A 19,302-nucleotide genomic window follows, 5' to 3' on the forward strand; every position below is an offset into this window, starting at 1 on the left:
GGTCATTGGTCATTGGTCATTGGTCATTGGTCATTGGTCATTGGTCATTGGTCATTGGTCATTGGTCATTGGTCATTGGTCATTGGTCATTGGTCATTGACAGTTGATTTTAGCGATTGTCGATCGACTTTTTCCCAATTCCCGATTTTCAGATTGGGAGCATCTCAATTTTGGTTTTATATTATTGTTTTCCCCGATCGCGTATTGTATAAGAGAGCGAGGACGATCGCACTCAAACAAAAAAAGGCTTTTTACGAAAATGAGATGCTTCCTTCCTATTCGCCCAGCAGGGATTCAAAGGCGGCTTGCAAAGACTTGATATCGCCTACTCTGGCTACTAACAAGTTTTCGCTCCCGGCATCCTGCAACCTATCCTTCCAATACTGGACGCTCTCGGAGTTGTTCATCCAGAAACTAATCACGGTATTGACAACTCGATCGACATCCCAGCCTCGATAGGGAGAAACTATCTCCACGGCTGCGACAAACGCATCCAGAGTGCACTTCCTGTTTCCCAAATATTCTACACCCGACGGCTGCTGTTGTTGCAGCAATTCCTGCTGCTGGTTAAAAAATGTTAAAGTTGGAGATACGCCCAGGATTTCAAATGTATAGTTCATGTCTTCCTCCCGAAGTATTATTTTGCTCAAAGGTCGATCGCTTCGGAAAAAGCCAGAAACACTTGACCTTACCGAAAAATAGGTACAAGTGGCCGACGCTCATGGCGATCGAACCCAAAATTTTAGACTCCTGTTCAAGCTCCTCGATCGAGGCGAGTAAATCTAAAATCTAAAATCTAAAATCGACTGACGTTGCTGCCCCAAGATGAACCGCAGATGCTTCTATTACCCTCTTGGCGTGCGATGGCTTACGCCCCGCTACGCCCCGCTACGCGATTTTGTCCGCTTATTCTATCAATAGCAAATTTTTCAACAGACTGTTGTCAAATAATTTACATTTATTATGGTACTGGCCTTGAAAATTCAAATCAGATTTTTATTAAGTAGCCGTAAGCTGGGCAATCTGCACCCGGAGAAAGCGATCGGATTTTAGATTAAAGATTTGAAAATTGGGAATGACTGATGAATTAAGCAGTTGCTTTTTTGAGTTTTGGGGCTGGAGTTCTCCATCGCGATCGCCCGATTCACTCAAGTAGTGCCATGATTAATATTACAATTTTTCAAAGTAGTGCTGGAAACCTCAGTCAAGTTTTGACCGGGCGGCTACCCCAATTCACTATTGCTGTGGGACTTTGTAACTTATAATATCTAGGGCATCTGGGAAACGACAAACGATACGCAAACCTCGTAGGTGTCAAAATAATATTGATGTTATTGAAAACTCTGAGCAGCCGTCTGATGAAAAGCTCGCCCAAGATGTCACTGAGCCTCGTCTTGTTGATGCCGCTGGTGGTGCAAATCTCCGTAGCAGTCGGCGTGACGGGATGGCTGTCGTTTCGCAACGGCCAGAAAGCCGTCAATGACCTTGCTACCAGGTTGAGCTTGGAAGTCGCAGCGAGGACTAAAGAAAATTTCCGCAGTTTTGGAGAGGTGTCTCACCTGTTCCTGCAAATTAATACTGCTGCGATCGCCTCTGGAAACCTAGACCCGCAAGACTTCCCCAATTTAGAACGCTATTTGTGGAACCAGACTAAGCTGAGCGATCGCACTACAACCATCTACTACGGCGACGAGCAGGGCAAATTCCTCTTGCTCAAACGCGAAGCAGAAGACTTACTATACATCAGAGACGAATCAACCGCTCCCAACCGCCAAATTTATCGCCTCGACAGCAAAGGAAATCGCACTGAGCTCATCCAAACCGCTGCCTACGACCCCCGTACTAGACCGTGGTACCAAGCAGCTAAACAGTCAGAAAAAGCCACTTGGTCTCCGATCTACGTCTTCACGGCCTCGCCAGTTCTCGGCATTACGCCGGTGATGCCTGTTTACACTGACACAGGAAAGCTGCGGGGGGTATTGGCAATTGACCTGACTCTTTCTCAAATCAGCGATTTTCTCAAAAGTATCAAAATTAGCCCGTCAGGAGAAGTTTTTGCGATCGAACGCAGCGGGGAAATAGTCGCCAGTTCCACAGACGAATTGCCCTTTATCACTGACAACAACGGACAAAAACGGCTGTTGGCGATTAAAAGTAAAAATTTGCTAGTTCGATCGGCTTCCACATACTTGCAAACACGATTTGGCAGTTTTGAAGAAATTGACAGCCAAGGACAGTTTAGCTTCGATATAGACGGCAAACGTCAATTCATTACGGTTGCTCCCCTGCGAGACGGCCGCGGCCTCGATTGGCTGATTGTCGTGGCAATCCCGGAAGCCGACTTTATGGAACAAATTAACGCCAACACTCGCACAACTATCTTATTGTGCTTTTTTGCGTTCCTATTGGCGATCGTCCTGGGAATTTTCACCTCTCGCTGGGTTGTCAAACCAATTACCCGATTGCTAGAAGCTTCCAAAGCTTTAACAAAAATGTCCGAAACTGCCGACTTCACCTCCGCCGAATTAGACGGCGAAGTCGAAGTCAAAGGCGTCAACGAACTCGGCGTCCTGGCTCAGTCTTTTAACCAGATGGCGAGACAATTGCGGTCGTCTTTTGTAGCCCTAGAACGAACCAACTCCAGTTTAGAACAGCGAGTAGCAGAGCGGACTGCCGAACTCGAAGCCACCGAAGCAGAATTGCGGGCTTTGTTTGCAGCCATGAGCGAATTAATTATAGTTGTGGACGCCAGCGGTCGCTATTTGAAAATCGCGCCCACAAATATGTCCCTGCTTTACAAACCAGCCGAAGAATTAGTTGGGAAAACTATCGGAGAGCTGTTTGAGCAAGCTACAGCCGACAATTTGCTCAACCACATTCGAGCAGCTTTAGATACTCAGCAAACTGTCAGTATTGAGTACGATTTAACCATTAACAACCGCGAAGTTTGTTTTGCCGCCAGCATTTCGCCGCTTTCAGAAACATCCGTAATTTGGGTTGCCCGCGACATTACCGAACAGAAGCGAGCCGAATCAGTGCGGCGGATGAGGCAAAAACAATTGCTCAAACAAAATACGGTTTTGCTAGAATTGGCAAGAAATAAAGCGCTGTATCGAGGCGATTTGCAAGTAGCTTTGAGGGAAATCGCCGAAGCGGCGGCTCATACCCTAGATGCAGAAGCAGCCGGAGCTTGGTTGTACGACGAAAGCCGCTCGAAACTGCAATGTCTCGACCAATTTCACCGCAGCAACAACCAGCATTCCCAAGGCGCCGAACTCGCAGCAGCAGACTATCCAGCTTATTTTAAAGCTTTGGAAGAAGACCGGACGATCGCAGCCGACGACGCTCTCTCAGATGTCAGAACCAGACAATTAGTGGGATCTTACTTTGCACAAAGCGGCACCACATCAACCTTAGATGCGCCGGTGCGATTGGGAGGACACACAGTTGGAGTCCTCTGTATCGAACAGGTGGGAAATCCTCGCCACTGGACAGTAGAAGAGCAAAATTTTGCTGCTTCCCTCGCAGATTTGGTATCATTGGCGATCGAAGCTAGCGATCGCGATCGGACACAAAACGCCCTGCTTCAAGCAGAACAAAAATACCGCAGCATCTTTGAAAACGCAGTCGAAGGCATTTTTCAAACCACCCCCGAAGGTCGCTTCTTGAGCGTAAATCCATCCTTAGCCCGCATCTACGGTTACGCCACTCCCGAAGAATTGACATCAAATCTCACCAACATCAGACAGCAAACTTACGTCAATCCTCAGCAGCGCGAAAAGTTTATGCGAGTGATGAAAGAATCTGGACAAATTTCGGGGTTTGAGTCAGAAGTTTACCGCGTTGACGGCAGCATAATTTGGATTTCCGAAAGCGCCCGTGCAGTGTGCGACACCGACGGCGAGGTGCTCTACTATGAAGGTAGCGTCGAGGATATTAGCGATCGCAAAGTCTTTGAATCCGCCTTGCAACTCGCCCTAGAAGCAGCCGAAGCAGCTTCCACCGCAAAAAGCGCATTTTTAGCAAACATGAGCCACGAACTGCGAACACCTCTCAATGCGATCATCGGCTACAGCGAAATGCTCCAAGAAGAAACCGAAGAATCCGGCTACGACGAACTCACCCCAGACTTAGACAAAATCCGCACATCCGGCCGACACTTGCTGTCGCTAATCAACGACATTCTCGACATTTCTAAAATCGAAGCCGGTCGCATGGATTTGTACTTAGAAACCTTCGACATCGCCGCCTTGATAGAAGAAGTCGCCGACACCGCCGTGCCACTAATTGAGAAAAATCATAATACTTTAAACTTAGAGCAAATTGGCAATATCGGCACTATGCACGGTGACATTACCAAACTGCGGCAGATTTTATTAAATTTGCTGAGCAATGCCGCCAAATTCACTCAAAACGGTACAATTACCATCACAGCCAGCCGAGAAAAAATCGCCGGCTACAGCAGCGAAGCGACAGCAGAAAACAGTTCGGAACCTGCGGTAAATTCTCCATCCTCAAATCCCGGTAAAGAATTTTTAGTAGTTAATTGTACAGATACAGGAATTGGCATGAATCCAGAGCAGTTGCAGCACATTTTCCAACCCTTTATCCAAGCAGATGCTTCTACCACGCGCAAATACGGCGGCACCGGTTTGGGACTAGCAATCAGCCAGCGTTTTTGCCTCATGATGGGTGGCAATATTTCAGTAAACAGTCAAGCCGGTGTTGGTTCTACTTTTACCATCCGCTTACCAGTTAATACTTAACTAATTTTGGTATTTTTGAGCTATCATTGTATTACCAAATCTCGTAGATAATGTCTTGACCTGTCAAGACAGTATCTACAAGTATTATGGTTAATTGACCGGATATCATCTGACTGCTGACTGCTGACTGCTGACTGCTGACTGATGACTGCTGACTAATTAGGAATCCCACTTTTGTCTGTAGCGATGATGTGCAAATCTACGTGTTTGAGCGATCGCACTAACTTTTGAGTCAAGGATCCCCGCAGCAGCAAATTCCAGCGCGATTGCTGGCTTTCGCCGATCACAATTTGAGTAATTCGATACTGTTTGGCTACACCTGCGATCGCTTTAGCTATATGAGGGCCGTTTGCCCGCAAAAATTGCCCGTTAAATTCTTTACAAAGTTTCTCGCAAGTTTCTATGTGCAAGCTTTCTGCTTTGGTTAAAAATCGATCGGGATCGCTGACAAACACAGCATAAAACGGGGCATTCATGTAATTAGCAAGTCTCGCGCCCCGCCGCAGCAGTTGCAAGGAATTGGGATAAGTGGAGACGCATACTAGAACTCGTTCGTGAATGTTGCAAATTTGACCTTTTAAAGTTTCTGCGTCATCTTCAACGTTGTCTGCTACTTCTCGCAGTGCAAGTTCTCGCAAAGCAATTAAATGACGGCGCTGGAAAAAGTTTTCTAATGATTGTTCAATTTTTTCGGGAGCGTATATTTTGCCTTCTAACAACCTTTCTTCTAAAGTTTCCGGCGTGACATCAACGACGACTATTTCGTCAGCTTTTTCAAGGACGCTATCTGGCACTCGCTCTCGCACTACAACTCCGGTAATTCGAGCGACTAAATCGTTGAGACTTTCTATGTGCTGAATGTTGAGTGTAGAAAAAACATCAATGCCAGCATTGAGAATTTGTTCGACATCTTGATATCGCTTTTCTCGCAGAGAACCGGGAATATTTGTATGAGCGAGTTCGTCTACTAATGCTAGTTGAGGGCGGCGTGCTATCACGGCCTCAGTATCCATTTCTGTCAGCATTTTTTCACCGCGCAGCATTTGTTTTCGCGGGACTATTTCCAGTCCCTCGCCTTTTGCTGCTGTCTCTTTTCGCCCGTGAGTTTCTAACAGCCCGACGGCGACATCAATGCCTTGAGATTTGAGTCTGTGTCCTTCTTCTAGCATTCGGAAAGTTTTGCCGACACCGGGGGCCATACCGATAAATATTTTGTGCTTTCCCCGGCGGCGCGTGCGATCGCAAGTGCGGTTAGGTTGGCTGTAAAGCGCGTCTGGATTGTTTGGAAGTTCGCTAGAGTGAATCATAGCAGTTGACAGTTGACAGTTGACAGTTGATAGTTGATAGCTGGCAGTTGACAGTTGACAGTTGACAGTTGCTATAAATAACTAATGACTAATGACTATTGACTAATGACTACTGACTCTAAACTATTGTAAACCGTCGAGAGCCATATTCAGTTTGAGGACGTTAACTCCCGGTTCGCCGAAAATGCCGATAAATCTGCCGTCGGTATTTTTGGCTACCAGCATTTCTACTTGATTGAGATTGAGCGATCGCACTTTTGCTACCCGTTCAATTTGCGCCCTAGCTGATTCTACGCTAATGTGCGGGTCGAGGCTAGAACCGGAAGTATAGACTAAATCCGCAGTCGGTTTGATCCCAGCGCCTTTGAGGCGGGCTAATTCAACTTGCACGCCTTGAAAACCATCTTTCTCATTACCTCGCTTCAGCAAATCTGAGTTGCTGGGAGCCAGGTTGCTCGCTCCCGAAACACCTGTTCTTTGAGTTAAATTATCTGCCTTTCTCGGGTCGTAATCAGTAGCTGCAAAGCTGCTGTAATTTGTGGTGCTGGGGCGACTCCAAAAATACTTTTCTGATGCGAACGGTTGACCGATTAACGATGAACCGACTACAACTCCCTTGTTGGTAATTAAGCTGCCGTTTGCTTGCGAGTTGAACGCAAGTTGACCGATTGCTAGCAGGATTAAGGGATAGATAATTGCGGTGATTCCCCACAAAACTAAAGTGACGCGAATAGCTCTGATTAATTCTCTCATAAATGACCTCAATGAAGGAAGTTCGGCAACGGATTATGTAACGGATGTAACGGATGTCATGAAATACGGGAGGCCAGAAACCGGGTTTTTCGCGAAAATATTTATTTGGGCCACCAGATTTGGTAAAAAACCCGGTTTCTCAGAGTCGGCGGGCGCTACACGCTAGACTTAAAATCTTTCTGGTTGAAAAATTACGACAAATAAATAAACTGCGAGTCCGACGATTACTAAACCCAAAAGACTTAAACCCCAGGCAGCTTTTTTAGTTATACTTTCATCTGTGGTAGCATAAACAGCGGGTGCAATTATTAAGTTAAAGCACATTATTAGAAATAGCTGCACCGGGATTGGGTGGCGCTGCCACAGCATTTGTCCTAACTCTATTGTTTCTTTAAAATCGCTAGGTAAAACATCGTTAAGCAAATTGTTGCGTTTCATAATTACTCCGGTTTTGGTTATTATACAGTCGAGGCAGAGCCTCTATATCTGCGTTTTCAGGCAGAGCCTAGGAACGAGGCTCTTTGAAATGAGAATCGAGGCAAAGCCTCTGCATATGCGTTCCCAGGCAGAGCCGGGGAAGGAGTCTTAAACGAGACTAATGACTAATGACTAATGACTAATGACTAATGACTTCTTCTATGCTAGCCCGATCGCAGAAATGAAAAAATAGATGATTTTGATGGCGATAAACGGCGCGACGGCTCCGCCCAATCCGTAGATTAAAATGTTGCGCTGCAACGGTTGATTCGCAGTTAACGGGCGAAATTTTACCCCAGTTAATGCTAGGGGAATTAAAGCGGGAATAATCAAAGCGTTGTAAACTAATGCTGACAAAACCGCTGATTGACCGCTGGCTAAACCCATGATGTTTAAAGCGCCGACGGGAGCAAACATTGCGGGAATAATTGCGAAGTATTTGGCGATGTCGTTGGCGAGGGAAAAGGTGGTTAGGGCGCCGCGAGTAATCAGCAATTGTTTGCCAATTGTAACTAAATCAATGAGTTTTGTGGGGTCGGAATCTAAGTCCACCATGTTCGCAGCTTCCTTGGCTGCTTGGGTTCCAGAATTCATCGCCAAACCTACGTTTGCTTGGGCTAGTGCGGGTGCGTCGTTGGTGCCGTCTCCCGTCATTGCTACTAATTTGCCTTCGGCTTGTTGCTTGCGAATTACTTCGATTTTGTCTTCGGGAGTTGCTTCGGCTATGAAGTCGTCAACTCCGGCTTCGTCGGCAATTACTGATGCTGTAATGCGGTTATCTCCGGTGAGCATGATGGTGCGAATTCCCATTTTTCGCAGTTGGTCAAACCGATCGCGAATTCCCGGTTTAATCACGTCTTTTAAATAGATAATCCCGTAGGTGTCGCTGCCTTGACAAACGCCTAACGGTGTGCCTCCCAACCGCGAAACTCGCTCGTAAGCTTCATCGAGATCCAGGCCGAAATTGCCGCCGCGCGATCGCACAAAACCCTTCACCGCATCCACCGCACCCTTGCGCGCCTCCGTACCATCCGCCAAATCCGTGCCCGACATCCGGGTTTTTGCCGAAAAATCAATGCCTTCGGCTCCTCGGGAGTTAGTGCGATCGAAATCCACCGCTGCGCCCAGATTTTGAGCCAAACGGACGATCGACTTTCCCTCTGGAGTATCGTCAAAAACGCTCGCAGTCAGCGCTACCTGCGCCACTTCTTGCAGCGAATGACCGTTAACCGGAATGAATTCCTCGGCTAAACGGTTCCCCAGCGTGATTGTCCCCGTTTTGTCCAAAATCAGCGTATTCACGTCGCCGCAAGCCTCCACGGCGCGTCCAGAGGTCGCTATCACGTTAAACTGAGCGACGCGATCCATCCCCGCAATGCCGATCGCGCTTAACAAACCGCCGATCGTTGTCGGAATCAGCGCCACCAGCAGCGAAACCAGCGTCACCACGCCCACAGGAGTTTTCACGTAATTTCCCACGGGCGGAATCGTCGATACCACAATCAAAAATACCAGAGTCAGCACCGCCAGCAGCACCGTCAGCGCGATCTCGTTCGGTGTTTTCGATCGTTCAGCGCCCTCCACCAGCGCGATCATCCTGTCCAAAAACCCCTTACCGGGGTCGGCCATCACCCGCAGCGTCAGCTCGTCGGAAAGGATGCGCGTACCTCCTGTGACGGAACTGGCGATGTCCGATCCCGGTTCTTTCAACACCGGCGCCGATTCCCCGGTAATCGCCGATTCGTCCACCGATGCGACACCTGCGATCACTTCGCCGTCAGCGGGAATGACATCGCCTGCGATCGCTTTAATTTGATCGCCGCGTCTGAGAGATGTCGAACTAATTTCCTGAATTGAACCGTCTGGTAAGAGTTTGCGGGCTGTGGTATCTGCTTTTGTCGATCGCAGCGCATCTGCTTGCGCTTTCCCGCGCCCTTCCGCCACCGCTTCTGCAAAATTAGCAAATACCAAAGTGAAGAATAAAATCAGGGTGACAAGGCCGTTAAAAACGACCTGATTGTTGCCGGGAACCGGGCCGAACAGCGTCGGATCTGCGGTCAAAAGTGCAGTGACAATTGTACCAACCCACACCACAAACATCACCGGGTTTTTTAGCATCACCCGGGGGTTTAGCTTGACAAAAGCTTCTTTGAAAGCTCTTTGATAAAGGCTTTTATTATTTGCTTTTGGTGTGTGTTTTCGAGAGTCGCGAGAGCCTCTAGCACTTATTTTTGGAGTATTGGAGGAAGCCATGTCAATTAGATTTTAGATTTTAGATTTTGGATTGGGGGATTTGGAATTTTAGATTTTAGATTTTGGATTGGGGATTGTGACCTTTCCCATCAGATTCAGATCCCCCCCAGCCCCCCTTAAAAAGGGGGGAGCATGACCGTCAAAGTCCCCCTTCTTAAGGGGGATTTAGGGGGATCGAAGGTGTCGCTAAAGGCGAAGGATTTATGTCTGCGGGTACATTTATCGCCGGCGGTTCCAACTTACCGCTGCTAATTTCAAATCCTTCAGCAATTGGCCCCAAAGCTAGCACTGGGAAAAATGTCAGCGCGCCTAGAATTACGATTACTCCTGCGGTTACGCTGGTGAATAAAATTGAATCGGTTCTGAGAGTACCCGTTGTTTCGGGAACCAGTTGTTTGTTGGTCATGCTGTCAGCTAACAGCAGCAGGGCAATAATTGGAACGTAGCGCCCCATCAGCAAGCTAAAACAAGTGCTTAAATTCCACCACAGTCCGGTAGTTGCGGGTTGGGAATCGGCCAATCCTTCAAAGCCAGAACCGTTGTTAGCCGCCGCCGATGCGTATTCGTACATTACCTGGGAAATGCCGTGAAATCCTGGGTTGCTGATGCCGCTCAAGCTGTTGGAAAAGGCGAGGGTAATGGCACCGGGGATTAAAACTGCGATCGGGTGAATTAACAAAACAACGCTAGCTAAAACAATTTCCCGCTTTTCAATTTTGCGCCCCAGAAATTCTGGCGTTCTCCCCACCATCAATCCGGTGAGAAACACGCTCAAAATTAGGTAAATAAATAAGTAAGCCGTTCCCGTTCCCTGTCCGCCCCAAACAATTTGCAGAAACAAGTTAAACAAAGTAGCAAAACCGCCGGGAGGCATTAAAGAGTCGTGCATCCCGTTCACGGCGCCGCACATTGTTCCCGTCGTAGTTACCGCCCAAAGTACAGTTTCAGCCCAGCCGAATCGAACTTCTTTCCCTTCTAAATTTGGTTGCACGGAACCCAGTAAATTATTGATTTGCGGATTGCCTTGATATTCGCCTACTGCTGCAATGCCTATCAAGACAACATAAATCGCAAACACCATCCAAAAAATCAGCCATCCCTGCTTTTTGTTGTTGGCAAATCTGCCGTAGGTGTGAATCAGAGCTGCGGGAATCGAAACCATTGCTAGTGTTGCTAGCAGGTTGGTAAAAGGGTTGGGATTTTCAAAGGGGTGAGCCGAGTTAATGGCGAAAAATCCGCCACCGTTTTCTCCCAGTTGTTTGATGCTTTCAAAGTGAGCGACTGGGCCGCGGGCAATTACTTGAGTGCCGCCTTCTAAGGTACGAGCAACTGCGGGGCCTGCGAGGGTTTCCGGTACTCCTGAAATTAGCAAAAATAAGCCAATTATTAAAGAAAGCGGCAGCAAAATTCGGGTGATTGATTGAATTAAATCAATGTAAAAGTTGCCCAGCGGGCGGCCTGTCAATCCCCGAATAAAGGCAATGCCTACTGCTAAACCTGTGGCGGCTGAGGTGAACATTAAAAAACCCAGAGTTAGCTGGGATAGATAACTGAATGTTGTCTCGCCTGAGTAATGCTGTTGGTCGGTATTTGTGAGGAATGAAATAGTTGTGTGCAGGGCGGTATCCCAGGTTGGTGCGCTGAGGCTGGTGGGATTTAAAGGCAGCAGTCCCTGAAGCATGAAAATTAAGAATACAAATATGCCCATTGCTGCATTGCTGTATAATAGCGATCGCGCATATTGCCAACCTGTCATCGAATCTACAGGTCTGATATTGCTGGCTTTATAGATGAGTTGTTCTACTGGTTTAATTGCGGGGTCGAGAAGGGTTCGTTCTCCCATGTACACCCGCGCCATGTAGTTGCCGAATACGGGCGCGATCGCGATTAAAAGGATTAGGGTTAATGCAATTTGAATTAATCCTTGGAGCATAACTGAGTTGAAAGTTGCTTGTTTAGTTATTACTCTACTGAAGTTGGGAAGTTTTGATAATTAGTCTTCTGGTATAAGTTACTGTTTAGAATTTATGCTTCTCTGGCATACTTTTACTGATAGACGAATGTTTAGCTTTTGTTTAAAATCTATACTTGCAGGTATAGATGCTGTCTAAACGCTGTTTTTTGCGCCACAATTGCGATCGATGCTTTAACAAACAGGATTTATGCACTCATATCGTATCGGTCGATTGAGGGTAATAAAATTCGTTTGTAGTGTGGACTTTAGTCCGCAAAAAAGAGCGGACTAAAGTCCACACTACGAACCGTTGTTGTTATGCTAATCGACCGGACATAATATCATATAGTTTGATGCGCTATAAGTAGCAGTAAGGCGCGCACTGCGCGCCCTACATATAGAATACCTTCGTCTGGGACTGTCTAAGCTAGGTTGAAATTGGCAGCATTTATCGAGCTGGCAGAGACTCCATTGAGAGAGGCTAAAATTTCACCGGTTGCTGACAAACGGATGAAAGTTGCACTGTTTTCTTGAGTAATTGACAATTGGGTAAAAGTGAGATTGTTACCCAATACTAACAAGTCTTTACCAACTTCAAAGTCCGCAACAGTATCAGTACCGGCAGTGGTAGCAAGCAAGAATTTATCATTGCCATTACCTCCCGTCAAAATATCGCTTCCCAAACCGCCAGTCAGCAAATCGTCGCCCTTACCTCCCAGCAGAATATCGTTACCATCACCGCCATTCAAAATGTCGGCACCGCGACTGCCAAACAAGGCATCATTACCGCTACCTCCCAGCAGAATATCGTTACCTTTGCCTCCGAAAAGAGAGTCATTGCCGATCGCACCGTCGAGGTAATCATTGCCCCTCATGCCCATCAAAACATCATTTCCGCTGCCGCCAGTCAGGATATCATCGTCATTTGTACCGAGAATGCGATCGGGCGAATTGCTGCCCAAATCCGCGTCGCCGGTGACAACAGGAACCGCAAGCCCAGGCGCAGGCGAGGTTGGATCTTGAATTTTGCTATCTAAAGCAGCACCAGTATTCTCAGCAACTAACTGGGAAATTGGCTTGCTTCCCGCACCAACTGCTTTAAAGTCTTGAGTAGTTGCGCCCAAAGCTACCTTTTGGACGCGGGCGACTGCTTCAGGAATCGATGTTCCTGTGGTACTGGAGACAGCGGCATCAATGCGTTGATTTGCTGTTGCCATTACAGTCGCAGCTTGCGAGGCAAGTTGGGTGAAGTTTTGACCGTTAAAACTGGCGTCAACTTGCTTGATTCTACTGACAGATTGCTGAATGATTGGTTCTAAATCTGCTGCATTGCTGAGGTTTAAAACTGTAGTGGATTGAATTCGACTCGTAATTGAACTGACAACAGCCTTGACAATATCCTTAGTTAATACACCAGAAGCACCGTCAATCAAAGCGCTAGTTTGAGTGATGAAGTTTTGGACTTTCACCATTGCGGATAAAACTTGGACTCCCCCGGGCTGGTTGTTGTTGGTTGCCTTAATGGGATCTAAGCTAATTAGGTCAACATTAGCGGGGATAGCAAGGGAGGTTTTGACTAAAGATTGTGCTTGTTCTGATGTAACTCCTTTGTCGATTAAGTCAGCAACTAAGCTGGTTAAAAGGGTGACAACAGTAGCATCTGGTGGTGCCGTGACTGGTGTTTCTAGCGGTAAACCCGTGGCGGTATCGGTGCCACCTATGGCAACTATATTACCTTCTTCTGGGTCAATTTCCCCGTTTTCATTTTTGTCGAAAATGTTGGAGGCGAAATTCAGATTGAATTGACCATTAGGGCTAGTTATGGCAGACGGTTCGTTAGGATCGAGTATGCCGTTTTTGTTGGCATCTAAGAAGACAGTAGCACCAGCAATGTAATTGTCAATCACAAAACCAAAACCGCTGAAATTGTTACTATTGAACCGGACGATCTCGCTAACGCTGGCACCTGATGAATCAGTTCCCGTTATCTTCAGCCAGTAGCCAAAATTATTCGGGCGAGTTTCGCCTATATTAATGCTGCGAGTTTCGGGATTGAAAGTTAACCATGAGGGGAGAGGAATTTCAGCAAAACTTGACTCATTTATCAGCTTCCGATAGTCACCGCCGTTGAGATCCTTTTGCCAAGTGAATGCAGGTCGCTGCGACGCGATCGCGATCGTATAATTAATTCTGTCGCCCGGATCGGGGTCAGTATCAGTGTTTGCACCGAAGGTAAACACATTGCCAGTTTGAAAAAAATCTCGCGATCCACTTTGCGACCAGACAGAAATATTTACAACTGGCGGGCGATTATCCGTTGGTGTGGGTGTTGGCGTCGGCGTTGGTGGCGTTAGCCGCGTTGGTGGTGTGGGCGTTGGTGTCGGTGTGACTGGTGTGGGCGTTGGTGTCGGTGTGACTGGTGTGGGCGTTGGTGTCGGTGTGACTGGTGTGGGCGTTGGTGGCGGTGTGACTGGCGTGGGCGTTGGTGTCGGTGTGACTGGCGTGGGCGTTGGTGTCGGCGCAGTGTAATTAATAATAGTCGTAGTAGCAGTATCAGCAGTAATTATCGGTATTGCCGCTGCGACACCCGTGGGATCTGACAAAGTGACGGTAATGGTTTCATCAGGTTCAACTACGGTGTCGCCCAACACATCCATAGTAATGGTTTTTGATGTTTCACCGGTGGCAAAATTAATCGTGCCAGCAGTAATTCGTGCGCCAGAAGTGCCACCTATGTTGTTATAATCGGTGACGTTGGTAGCTGTTCCGGCGATCGCATATTTGACGCTACTTGCCCCGCTAATGTCCTGGCTGCGAGTCACAGTGAAAGTTAGAGGTTTTTTGCCGCTATTGCCTTCGTCAATGGTGGCAGCATTGGTGGCAATGGCATAAGCAACAGAACCTCGATCGGAAATAGTTAGAGTTGTTTTTTTTGTAGATCCGGCAATGCCACCGGTAATTGTGCCAAGGTTGAAAATTACTGTTTCGGGGTTTTCAGAGATATTGTCAGACTTGATAGTAACTGCAACATTCTTGGTGAGTGCGTCACCTGTTGCACCGGCGGGGAAGGTAATAGAAGTAGGGGAAAAGGTGTAGTCTGTATTTTGGGTGGCACTGCTGCTGGAGTCGAGGAGAATTGGCACAACTACATCGTTTAAGGGAGTGCCGCCGGTGATCTTGACGGGAATATTAACTACTGTGTCTGTTGTTCCTTCCACGCCGCTGTAAGTTGCCGCACCGAAATTAACTGTATTCGATGTATTCAGCAGAATCGAGACAGTTTGACCGGAAGCCGTAGCTATATCCAACTTGCCGTCAGCATTAAAATCTCTAGCAATAGAAAAAGCAATATAACCATCAGTGTTCGGGGCATTCGGGAGCGTAAAGTCGCTGAGAGTACCAAATTTACCCGTACCATCTCCTGACAAGACTGAAAGTACCTGCTGCACGTGGTTAGACGTAGCTAAATCGAGTTTGCCATCGCCACTAAAATCCCCTGCAACCACAGATTCGGGACCTCCAAAGAAATAAGGTGTGACACTAAAGTTGTTAGCAGTATCAAAATTACCTGTACCATCTCCCAAGAAGACTGAGACAGATCGATTTGAGCTGTTATTAGCGGCGATATCGAGTTTGCCATCGCCATTAAAGTCGCCTGTGACGACAGTGCGAAACTCAGTTCCGGGGGAGGTAAGGTTAACGGGGGAGTTAAAGTTGCCTTTACCATCTGCTAAGAAAACGGAGATGTTATTAGTCTGTTCATAGTTCGACGTGACTAAATCGAGTTTGCCATCGCCGTTAAAGTCGGCTGTATCAAGAGTATACTTGGGTGTTTGTGTATTAATCTTAATGGGAGTGCCAAAGCTACCAGCACCATCTCCAAAAAGTATTGAAATGAAGTTATCGCGATAAGGAGTTGTGGCTAAATCTAACTTGCTATCTCCATTAAAGTCACCGGTTACGATCGAAGCATGATCTATATTTTCACCAAAGTTGGTAGGATCGCCAAAACTGCCAGTACCTGTCCCCAGCCGGATGGAAATGAAATTGCCGTTACCTTGTGAATCCTTACGATTCGCTACAGCTAAATCGAGTTTGCCGTCTTTATTAAAGTCGCCCACTGCAACGCCAGTGGGATTCTCCTTACTTGCTGGCTTAAGTAAGCTGATAGGAGTAGCAAAGCTGCCCGTAGTGCCCGTCCCCAATAATATGGAAATATCTCTTGGGAAGAAGCGCTGCTGCTTACCTGTCACTACTAAGTCGAGGAAACCGTCACCATTAAGGTCGCCAGTATCCATGTCTCCAGCATTTGGTACACTATAGTTCCTGGCTTCACTGAAGGTTGCAAGGACGTGGCTGTATGCTGCTAGAACTTCGGGCCGAAATGCTAAAGTTGCTGCTATTTTTCCAGTTGTCGTTTCTAGTTTCCAGTCGCCACCTTTTGCTGCGCTGCCGGTGAGGTTTTTGGATGCCGCAACGTTGGTATTTGTGAGTTGGGCGATGCGCTGGATGAAGGTTCCGCCGGGGGTTGAAACCCCCGTCTCATAGCTAAAGTCCTCCTCTAAAGAGGACTGTTTAATCAGGTTGTTTTCAGTCGGTTTCAACCGACTTGCGCTATGAGACAGGGAATTGATTCCCTGGCGGACTTTCGGGAAAGTGCGAGATACATCGATCGCACATTCATTGTCGATCGCACATTCAAGATCGATCGCACCTTCATTATCAATCGCGTGTCGATCGTCTATGGCGTATTCATCCGATCCGCCGGGGGTTGAAACCCCCGTCTCATAGCGAAAGTCCTCTAAAGAGGACTCAATAGCGACCTTGTTTTCAGTCGGTTTCAACCGACTTGCACTATGAGACAGGGGTTTCAACCCCTGGCGGACTTGCGGGTAAGGGCAGGCCTGGCGGGTTGGCGGTGCTAATTCGCGGACTTTCGGACAAATGCGAGGCCCTGATGCGACATTGCAACCGTAAATCAGAATGTCCGCATCCTGAGTTAAAGCACTTCGCCACCGCTGCAATTTCTCGGCATAAGCTTCCAGATTGTCAGCACACAATCTAGTTTTTCCCAGTTGCAAACTTCCCGCACTGCCGTGAGAAACTATGTGAATGCTGTCTATATTCGTCCGAATAGCTAAAACTTCAGTAATTTGGTCGATCGCATCCCTTCGATCATCCAAAACCACTACTTCCGTACCCGGTGTTACCCCGGCAATCAAACTTTGATAATCTGTAACTTGGCGATCGATAAAGGCGATCGCACTTCCTGAAACTTGACAATTAAATTTTGGCATCACATCACCTATTCCCGATCGAACAAAAGTGAAATTTTATGCAATCAACCATAACAGTTGATTGTATAAAAGTATGTAAAGATTTGAGAAAGATGTATTGATACATAGTTCCTCGATCGAATCGATCGGTTTTTCCGCAGATCCTAGGAGTGATTTAAATCCCCGTCTCATAGCAAAAGTCGGTTGAAACCGACGGTCAAAAAATATTAAAATAATTATCAAGAAATGTGTCTTTCAGTCCTCTTTTAGAGGACTTATGCTATGAGACGGGGGTTTGCAACCCCCGGCCCAAGCGTGGGTTGGCGCGGGTATTGCGGCACAGTATTTACCAGAAAGAATTGGTTTAAAACCGGAACGCCGATCGGGCTTGGGGCTTTAAACCGATTTTTTCGGGTAACGCATTTTCTTAGATTTTGAGTAAATTAGATGTAGCAGGAGGCAGGAGACCCTAGGTAATAAGCTCATCTTTTTCAGGAATCGATCGAGTCCGCCATCGCCTTGCCGATTGCTATATTATTCTCCTTTCTTTATAATGAAAATCTTGAGAAACTTCTTAAAAATCAACAAATTTCTGGTAGTTCAAGAGAAGTATTTGCGCGGAAGGTGGTCGTTAGCGCAGCCCTCGAAGAGGATCGCAATTTTGTTTGCTATTGTGATCGCGCTGGAATTTAGTACGCCGTCGCAGTATCTGTTTGGATACTTGTACACGGGGCCGATTTTACTGGCAAATTCGCGCTTGAGTCGGTTGGGTAAGTTACAAGTTACGCTGGTGGCGGTAGTTTTGACGCTGTTAAATTTGTTTGTTCCTCCTGGAGAAACGATCGCCCTAGCAACTGTTGCAAATCGATCGATCGCAGTTATGGCCTTGGGAGTGACGGGATATTTGAGCGATCGCAACCAGCAGTACCAAGAGGCGATCGCGATCGCCAAAGCCCAATTGCAGTCCCAGCAGCAGCTAGCCAGCATCCGAGAAGATTTTGTCTCTACTTTGAGTCACGACTTAAAAACGCCGATGCTGGGCGCAATTGAAACAATTAAAGCTTTTCAGGGAGCAAACTTTGGGGAAGTCACTCCCAGCCAGCAAAAGGTTCTCGAAACAATGGCGCGATCGCACAAAATGTCACTACAATTAGTAGAAACGCTGCTAGATGTTTACCGCAACGATGCCGAAGGTTTAAAACTGCAACTTGCGCCCGTAAATTTAGCAGCTTTAGCAGAAGAAGTAACCGCCACACTCATCGATTTGTCGGCAGCGCGCCGAGTTTATATTAGTATGAGTTACGGAGAGTCTGATTTTCGCCGCTCTTTGTGGGTAAACGGCGATGCAGTGCAACTGGGGCGCGTTTTTGTGAATTTGCTAACAAACGCGATCAACCATTCTCCCCGCGGCGGTAAAGTAGAAATAGTCATGGAATCATCGGCCAGCTATCAGGTGGTAAAAGTGCTCGATAGCGGGTTGGGAATTACTAGCGATGAGCTGCCGCACTTGTTCGAGCGTTTTTATCAAGGAAATGGCGATCGGCAAGCCAAAGGATCGGGATTGGGGTTATACTTATCTCGCCAAATTATTGACGCCCACGGCGGTATAATTTGGGCAGAAAACAAATTGCCTTTAGGCGCTTTGTTTGGATTCCGACTACCAGCTATCTCCGCTAATGAAACCTAATTTTCCCTTGCGAATTCTCTTAGTTGAAGACGACGAACTGTTTAGGTTGGGACTGCAAACCAGATTGCAGCAAGAAAGTTCTTTGCAAGTAATTGCCGAGGCGGAAGATGGGGAAACGGCGGTAGAATTGACTCAGGAACACTTGCCGGATGTGGTGGTTCTGGATGTCGGTTTGCCGGGAATTGGCGGCATTGAAGCGTGCCGCCAAATTAAACAGCGACATCCCGAAATTCCGGTTTTAATTTTAACATCTCACGCCCAAAAAACGTTAATTGAAAGGTTGATTGCTGCGGGAGCTCAGGGATATTGTCTCAAGGGAATTGCGGCGGAAACTTTGGTTTTGGCAATTCGATCGGTAGCGTCGGGCGCTTCTTGGTGGGACAAGGTGGCAACTGCGGAAATTCAGGCGGTTTTTGCTAATCACGAACCTGTTAAATTCGCGACTAAATCCGAAGTTTTAGACAATCCGCTGACGAAGCGGGAACAGGAAATATTAGCCTTAGTTGCGGGGGGAAAAAGCAATCAGGAGATTGCACAAATATTGTACATTGCTCCGGGGACTGTGCGGGTTCACGTTCACGCAATTTTGCAAAAGTTAGAAGTGCGCGATCGCACTCAAGCAGCAGTGCTCGCTATTCAGAAAGGATTGGTAGCAGAAGAACTTTTGGCGATCGAACCTTGAACAGGTTTGTAGTGAGGACTTTAGTCCGCATCCAAGAAAGGACTAAAGTCCTCACTACAAACCCTGTTGCTAGTTAATTTTACTGATGACATTTAATATAAAAATTTGCTAAAATTGGTACATATTAATTTCCCTACGGTCATCTAA

Annotated in this window: 11 protein-coding genes; 3 read left to right on the top strand and 8 right to left on the bottom strand. The window is 47.1% G+C overall.

Going from position 1 to position 19,302, the window contains the following annotated elements; all coding sequences use genetic code 11:
* Positions 1-275: 275 nt before the first annotated feature.
* On the bottom strand, positions 276-620 hold the full coding sequence (locus JGK39_RS13330) for a hypothetical protein (RefSeq protein ID WP_293254082.1): 345 nt from the start codon (positions 618-620) through the stop codon (positions 276-278).
* Positions 621-1,358: 738 nt separating this feature from the next.
* On the opposite strand from JGK39_RS13330, the gene JGK39_RS13335 reads away from it, so the two are divergent.
* A complete protein-coding gene (locus tag JGK39_RS13335; protein WP_293254085.1) occupies positions 1,359-4,766 on the top strand; it encodes a PAS domain S-box protein in 3,408 nt (1,135 codons plus the stop codon).
* A gap of 31 nt (positions 4,767-4,797) precedes the next feature.
* On the opposite strand, the gene JGK39_RS13340 is transcribed toward JGK39_RS13335, so the two are convergent.
* The 7 genes from JGK39_RS13340 to JGK39_RS13370 all read right to left on the bottom strand — a co-directional run bounded on the left by JGK39_RS13340 (position 4,798) and on the right by JGK39_RS13370 (position 16,807).
* Positions 4,798-4,938, bottom strand: coding sequence for a hypothetical protein (locus tag JGK39_RS13340; RefSeq protein ID WP_293302901.1), 141 nt, complete (start codon positions 4,936-4,938; stop codon positions 4,798-4,800).
* Positions 4,922-6,073: a sensor histidine kinase KdpD gene (locus JGK39_RS13345; protein ID WP_293254088.1), complete on the bottom strand. Its 1,152-nt coding sequence runs from the start codon at positions 6,071-6,073 to the stop codon at positions 4,922-4,924. The genes JGK39_RS13340 and JGK39_RS13345 overlap by 17 nt, the downstream gene beginning before the upstream one ends.
* Positions 6,074-6,196: 123 nt before the next feature.
* Positions 6,197-6,826, bottom strand: coding sequence for a K(+)-transporting ATPase subunit C (kdpC, locus tag JGK39_RS13350; protein WP_293297483.1), 630 nt, complete (start codon positions 6,824-6,826; stop codon positions 6,197-6,199).
* 168 nt (positions 6,827-6,994) lie between these two features.
* Positions 6,995-7,264: a K(+)-transporting ATPase subunit F gene (gene kdpF / locus JGK39_RS13355; protein WP_293297480.1), complete on the bottom strand. Its 270-nt coding sequence runs from the start codon at positions 7,262-7,264 to the stop codon at positions 6,995-6,997.
* A gap of 198 nt (positions 7,265-7,462) precedes the next feature.
* Positions 7,463-9,556, bottom strand: coding sequence for a potassium-transporting ATPase subunit KdpB (gene kdpB, locus JGK39_RS13360; protein ID WP_293297477.1), 2,094 nt, complete (start codon positions 9,554-9,556; stop codon positions 7,463-7,465).
* 154 nt (positions 9,557-9,710) lie between these two features.
* Positions 9,711-11,489 (bottom strand): potassium-transporting ATPase subunit KdpA, encoded by a 1,779-nt coding sequence (gene kdpA, locus JGK39_RS13365; RefSeq protein WP_293254100.1) that lies wholly within the window; start codon positions 11,487-11,489, stop codon positions 9,711-9,713.
* A 443-nt stretch (positions 11,490-11,932) separates the two neighbouring features.
* Positions 11,933-16,807: a DUF4347 domain-containing protein gene (locus JGK39_RS13370; RefSeq protein WP_293297474.1), complete on the bottom strand. Its 4,875-nt coding sequence runs from the start codon at positions 16,805-16,807 to the stop codon at positions 11,933-11,935.
* Between the two features lie 640 nt (positions 16,808-17,447).
* Here JGK39_RS13370 and JGK39_RS13375 point away from each other — a divergent pair.
* Together JGK39_RS13375 and JGK39_RS13380 are read left to right on the top strand one after the other, a co-directional pair.
* Entirely contained in the window at positions 17,448-18,473 is a 1,026-nt protein-coding gene (locus tag JGK39_RS13375) for a HAMP domain-containing sensor histidine kinase (RefSeq protein WP_366048940.1), read from the top strand.
* The gene (locus JGK39_RS13380) at positions 18,463-19,155 is read left to right on the top strand and encodes a response regulator transcription factor (protein ID WP_293254109.1); all 693 of its coding nucleotides are present in this window, start codon (positions 18,463-18,465) and stop codon (positions 19,153-19,155) included. Before JGK39_RS13375 ends, JGK39_RS13380 begins: the two co-directional genes overlap by 11 nt.
* The last annotated feature ends 147 nt before the right edge of the window (positions 19,156-19,302 follow it).

The sequence above is a fragment of the Microcoleus sp. PH2017_12_PCY_D_A genome (genome assembly GCF_020738565.1).
Classification (GTDB): domain Bacteria; phylum Cyanobacteriota; class Cyanobacteriia; order Cyanobacteriales; family Microcoleaceae; genus Microcoleus.

Coding starts and splice junctions, on each gene's coding strand:
- JGK39_RS13330 (WP_293254082.1), bottom strand. CDS start 620: ATGAACTATACATTTGAAATCCTGGGCGTATCTCCAACTTTAACATTT.
- JGK39_RS13335 (WP_293254085.1), top strand. CDS start 1,359: ATGAAAAGCTCGCCCAAGATGTCACTGAGCCTCGTCTTGTTGATGCCG.
- JGK39_RS13345 (WP_293254088.1), bottom strand. CDS start 6,073: ATGATTCACTCTAGCGAACTTCCAAACAATCCAGACGCGCTTTACAGC.
- kdpC (WP_293297483.1), bottom strand. CDS start 6,826: ATGAGAGAATTAATCAGAGCTATTCGCGTCACTTTAGTTTTGTGGGGA.
- kdpF (WP_293297480.1), bottom strand. CDS start 7,264: ATGAAACGCAACAATTTGCTTAACGATGTTTTACCTAGCGATTTTAAA.
- kdpB (WP_293297477.1), bottom strand. CDS start 9,556: ATGGCTTCCTCCAATACTCCAAAAATAAGTGCTAGAGGCTCTCGCGAC.
- kdpA (WP_293254100.1), bottom strand. CDS start 11,489: ATGCTCCAAGGATTAATTCAAATTGCATTAACCCTAATCCTTTTAATC.
- JGK39_RS13370 (WP_293297474.1), bottom strand. CDS start 16,807: ATGCCAAAATTTAATTGTCAAGTTTCAGGAAGTGCGATCGCCTTTATC.
- JGK39_RS13380 (WP_293254109.1), top strand. CDS start 18,463: ATGAAACCTAATTTTCCCTTGCGAATTCTCTTAGTTGAAGACGACGAA.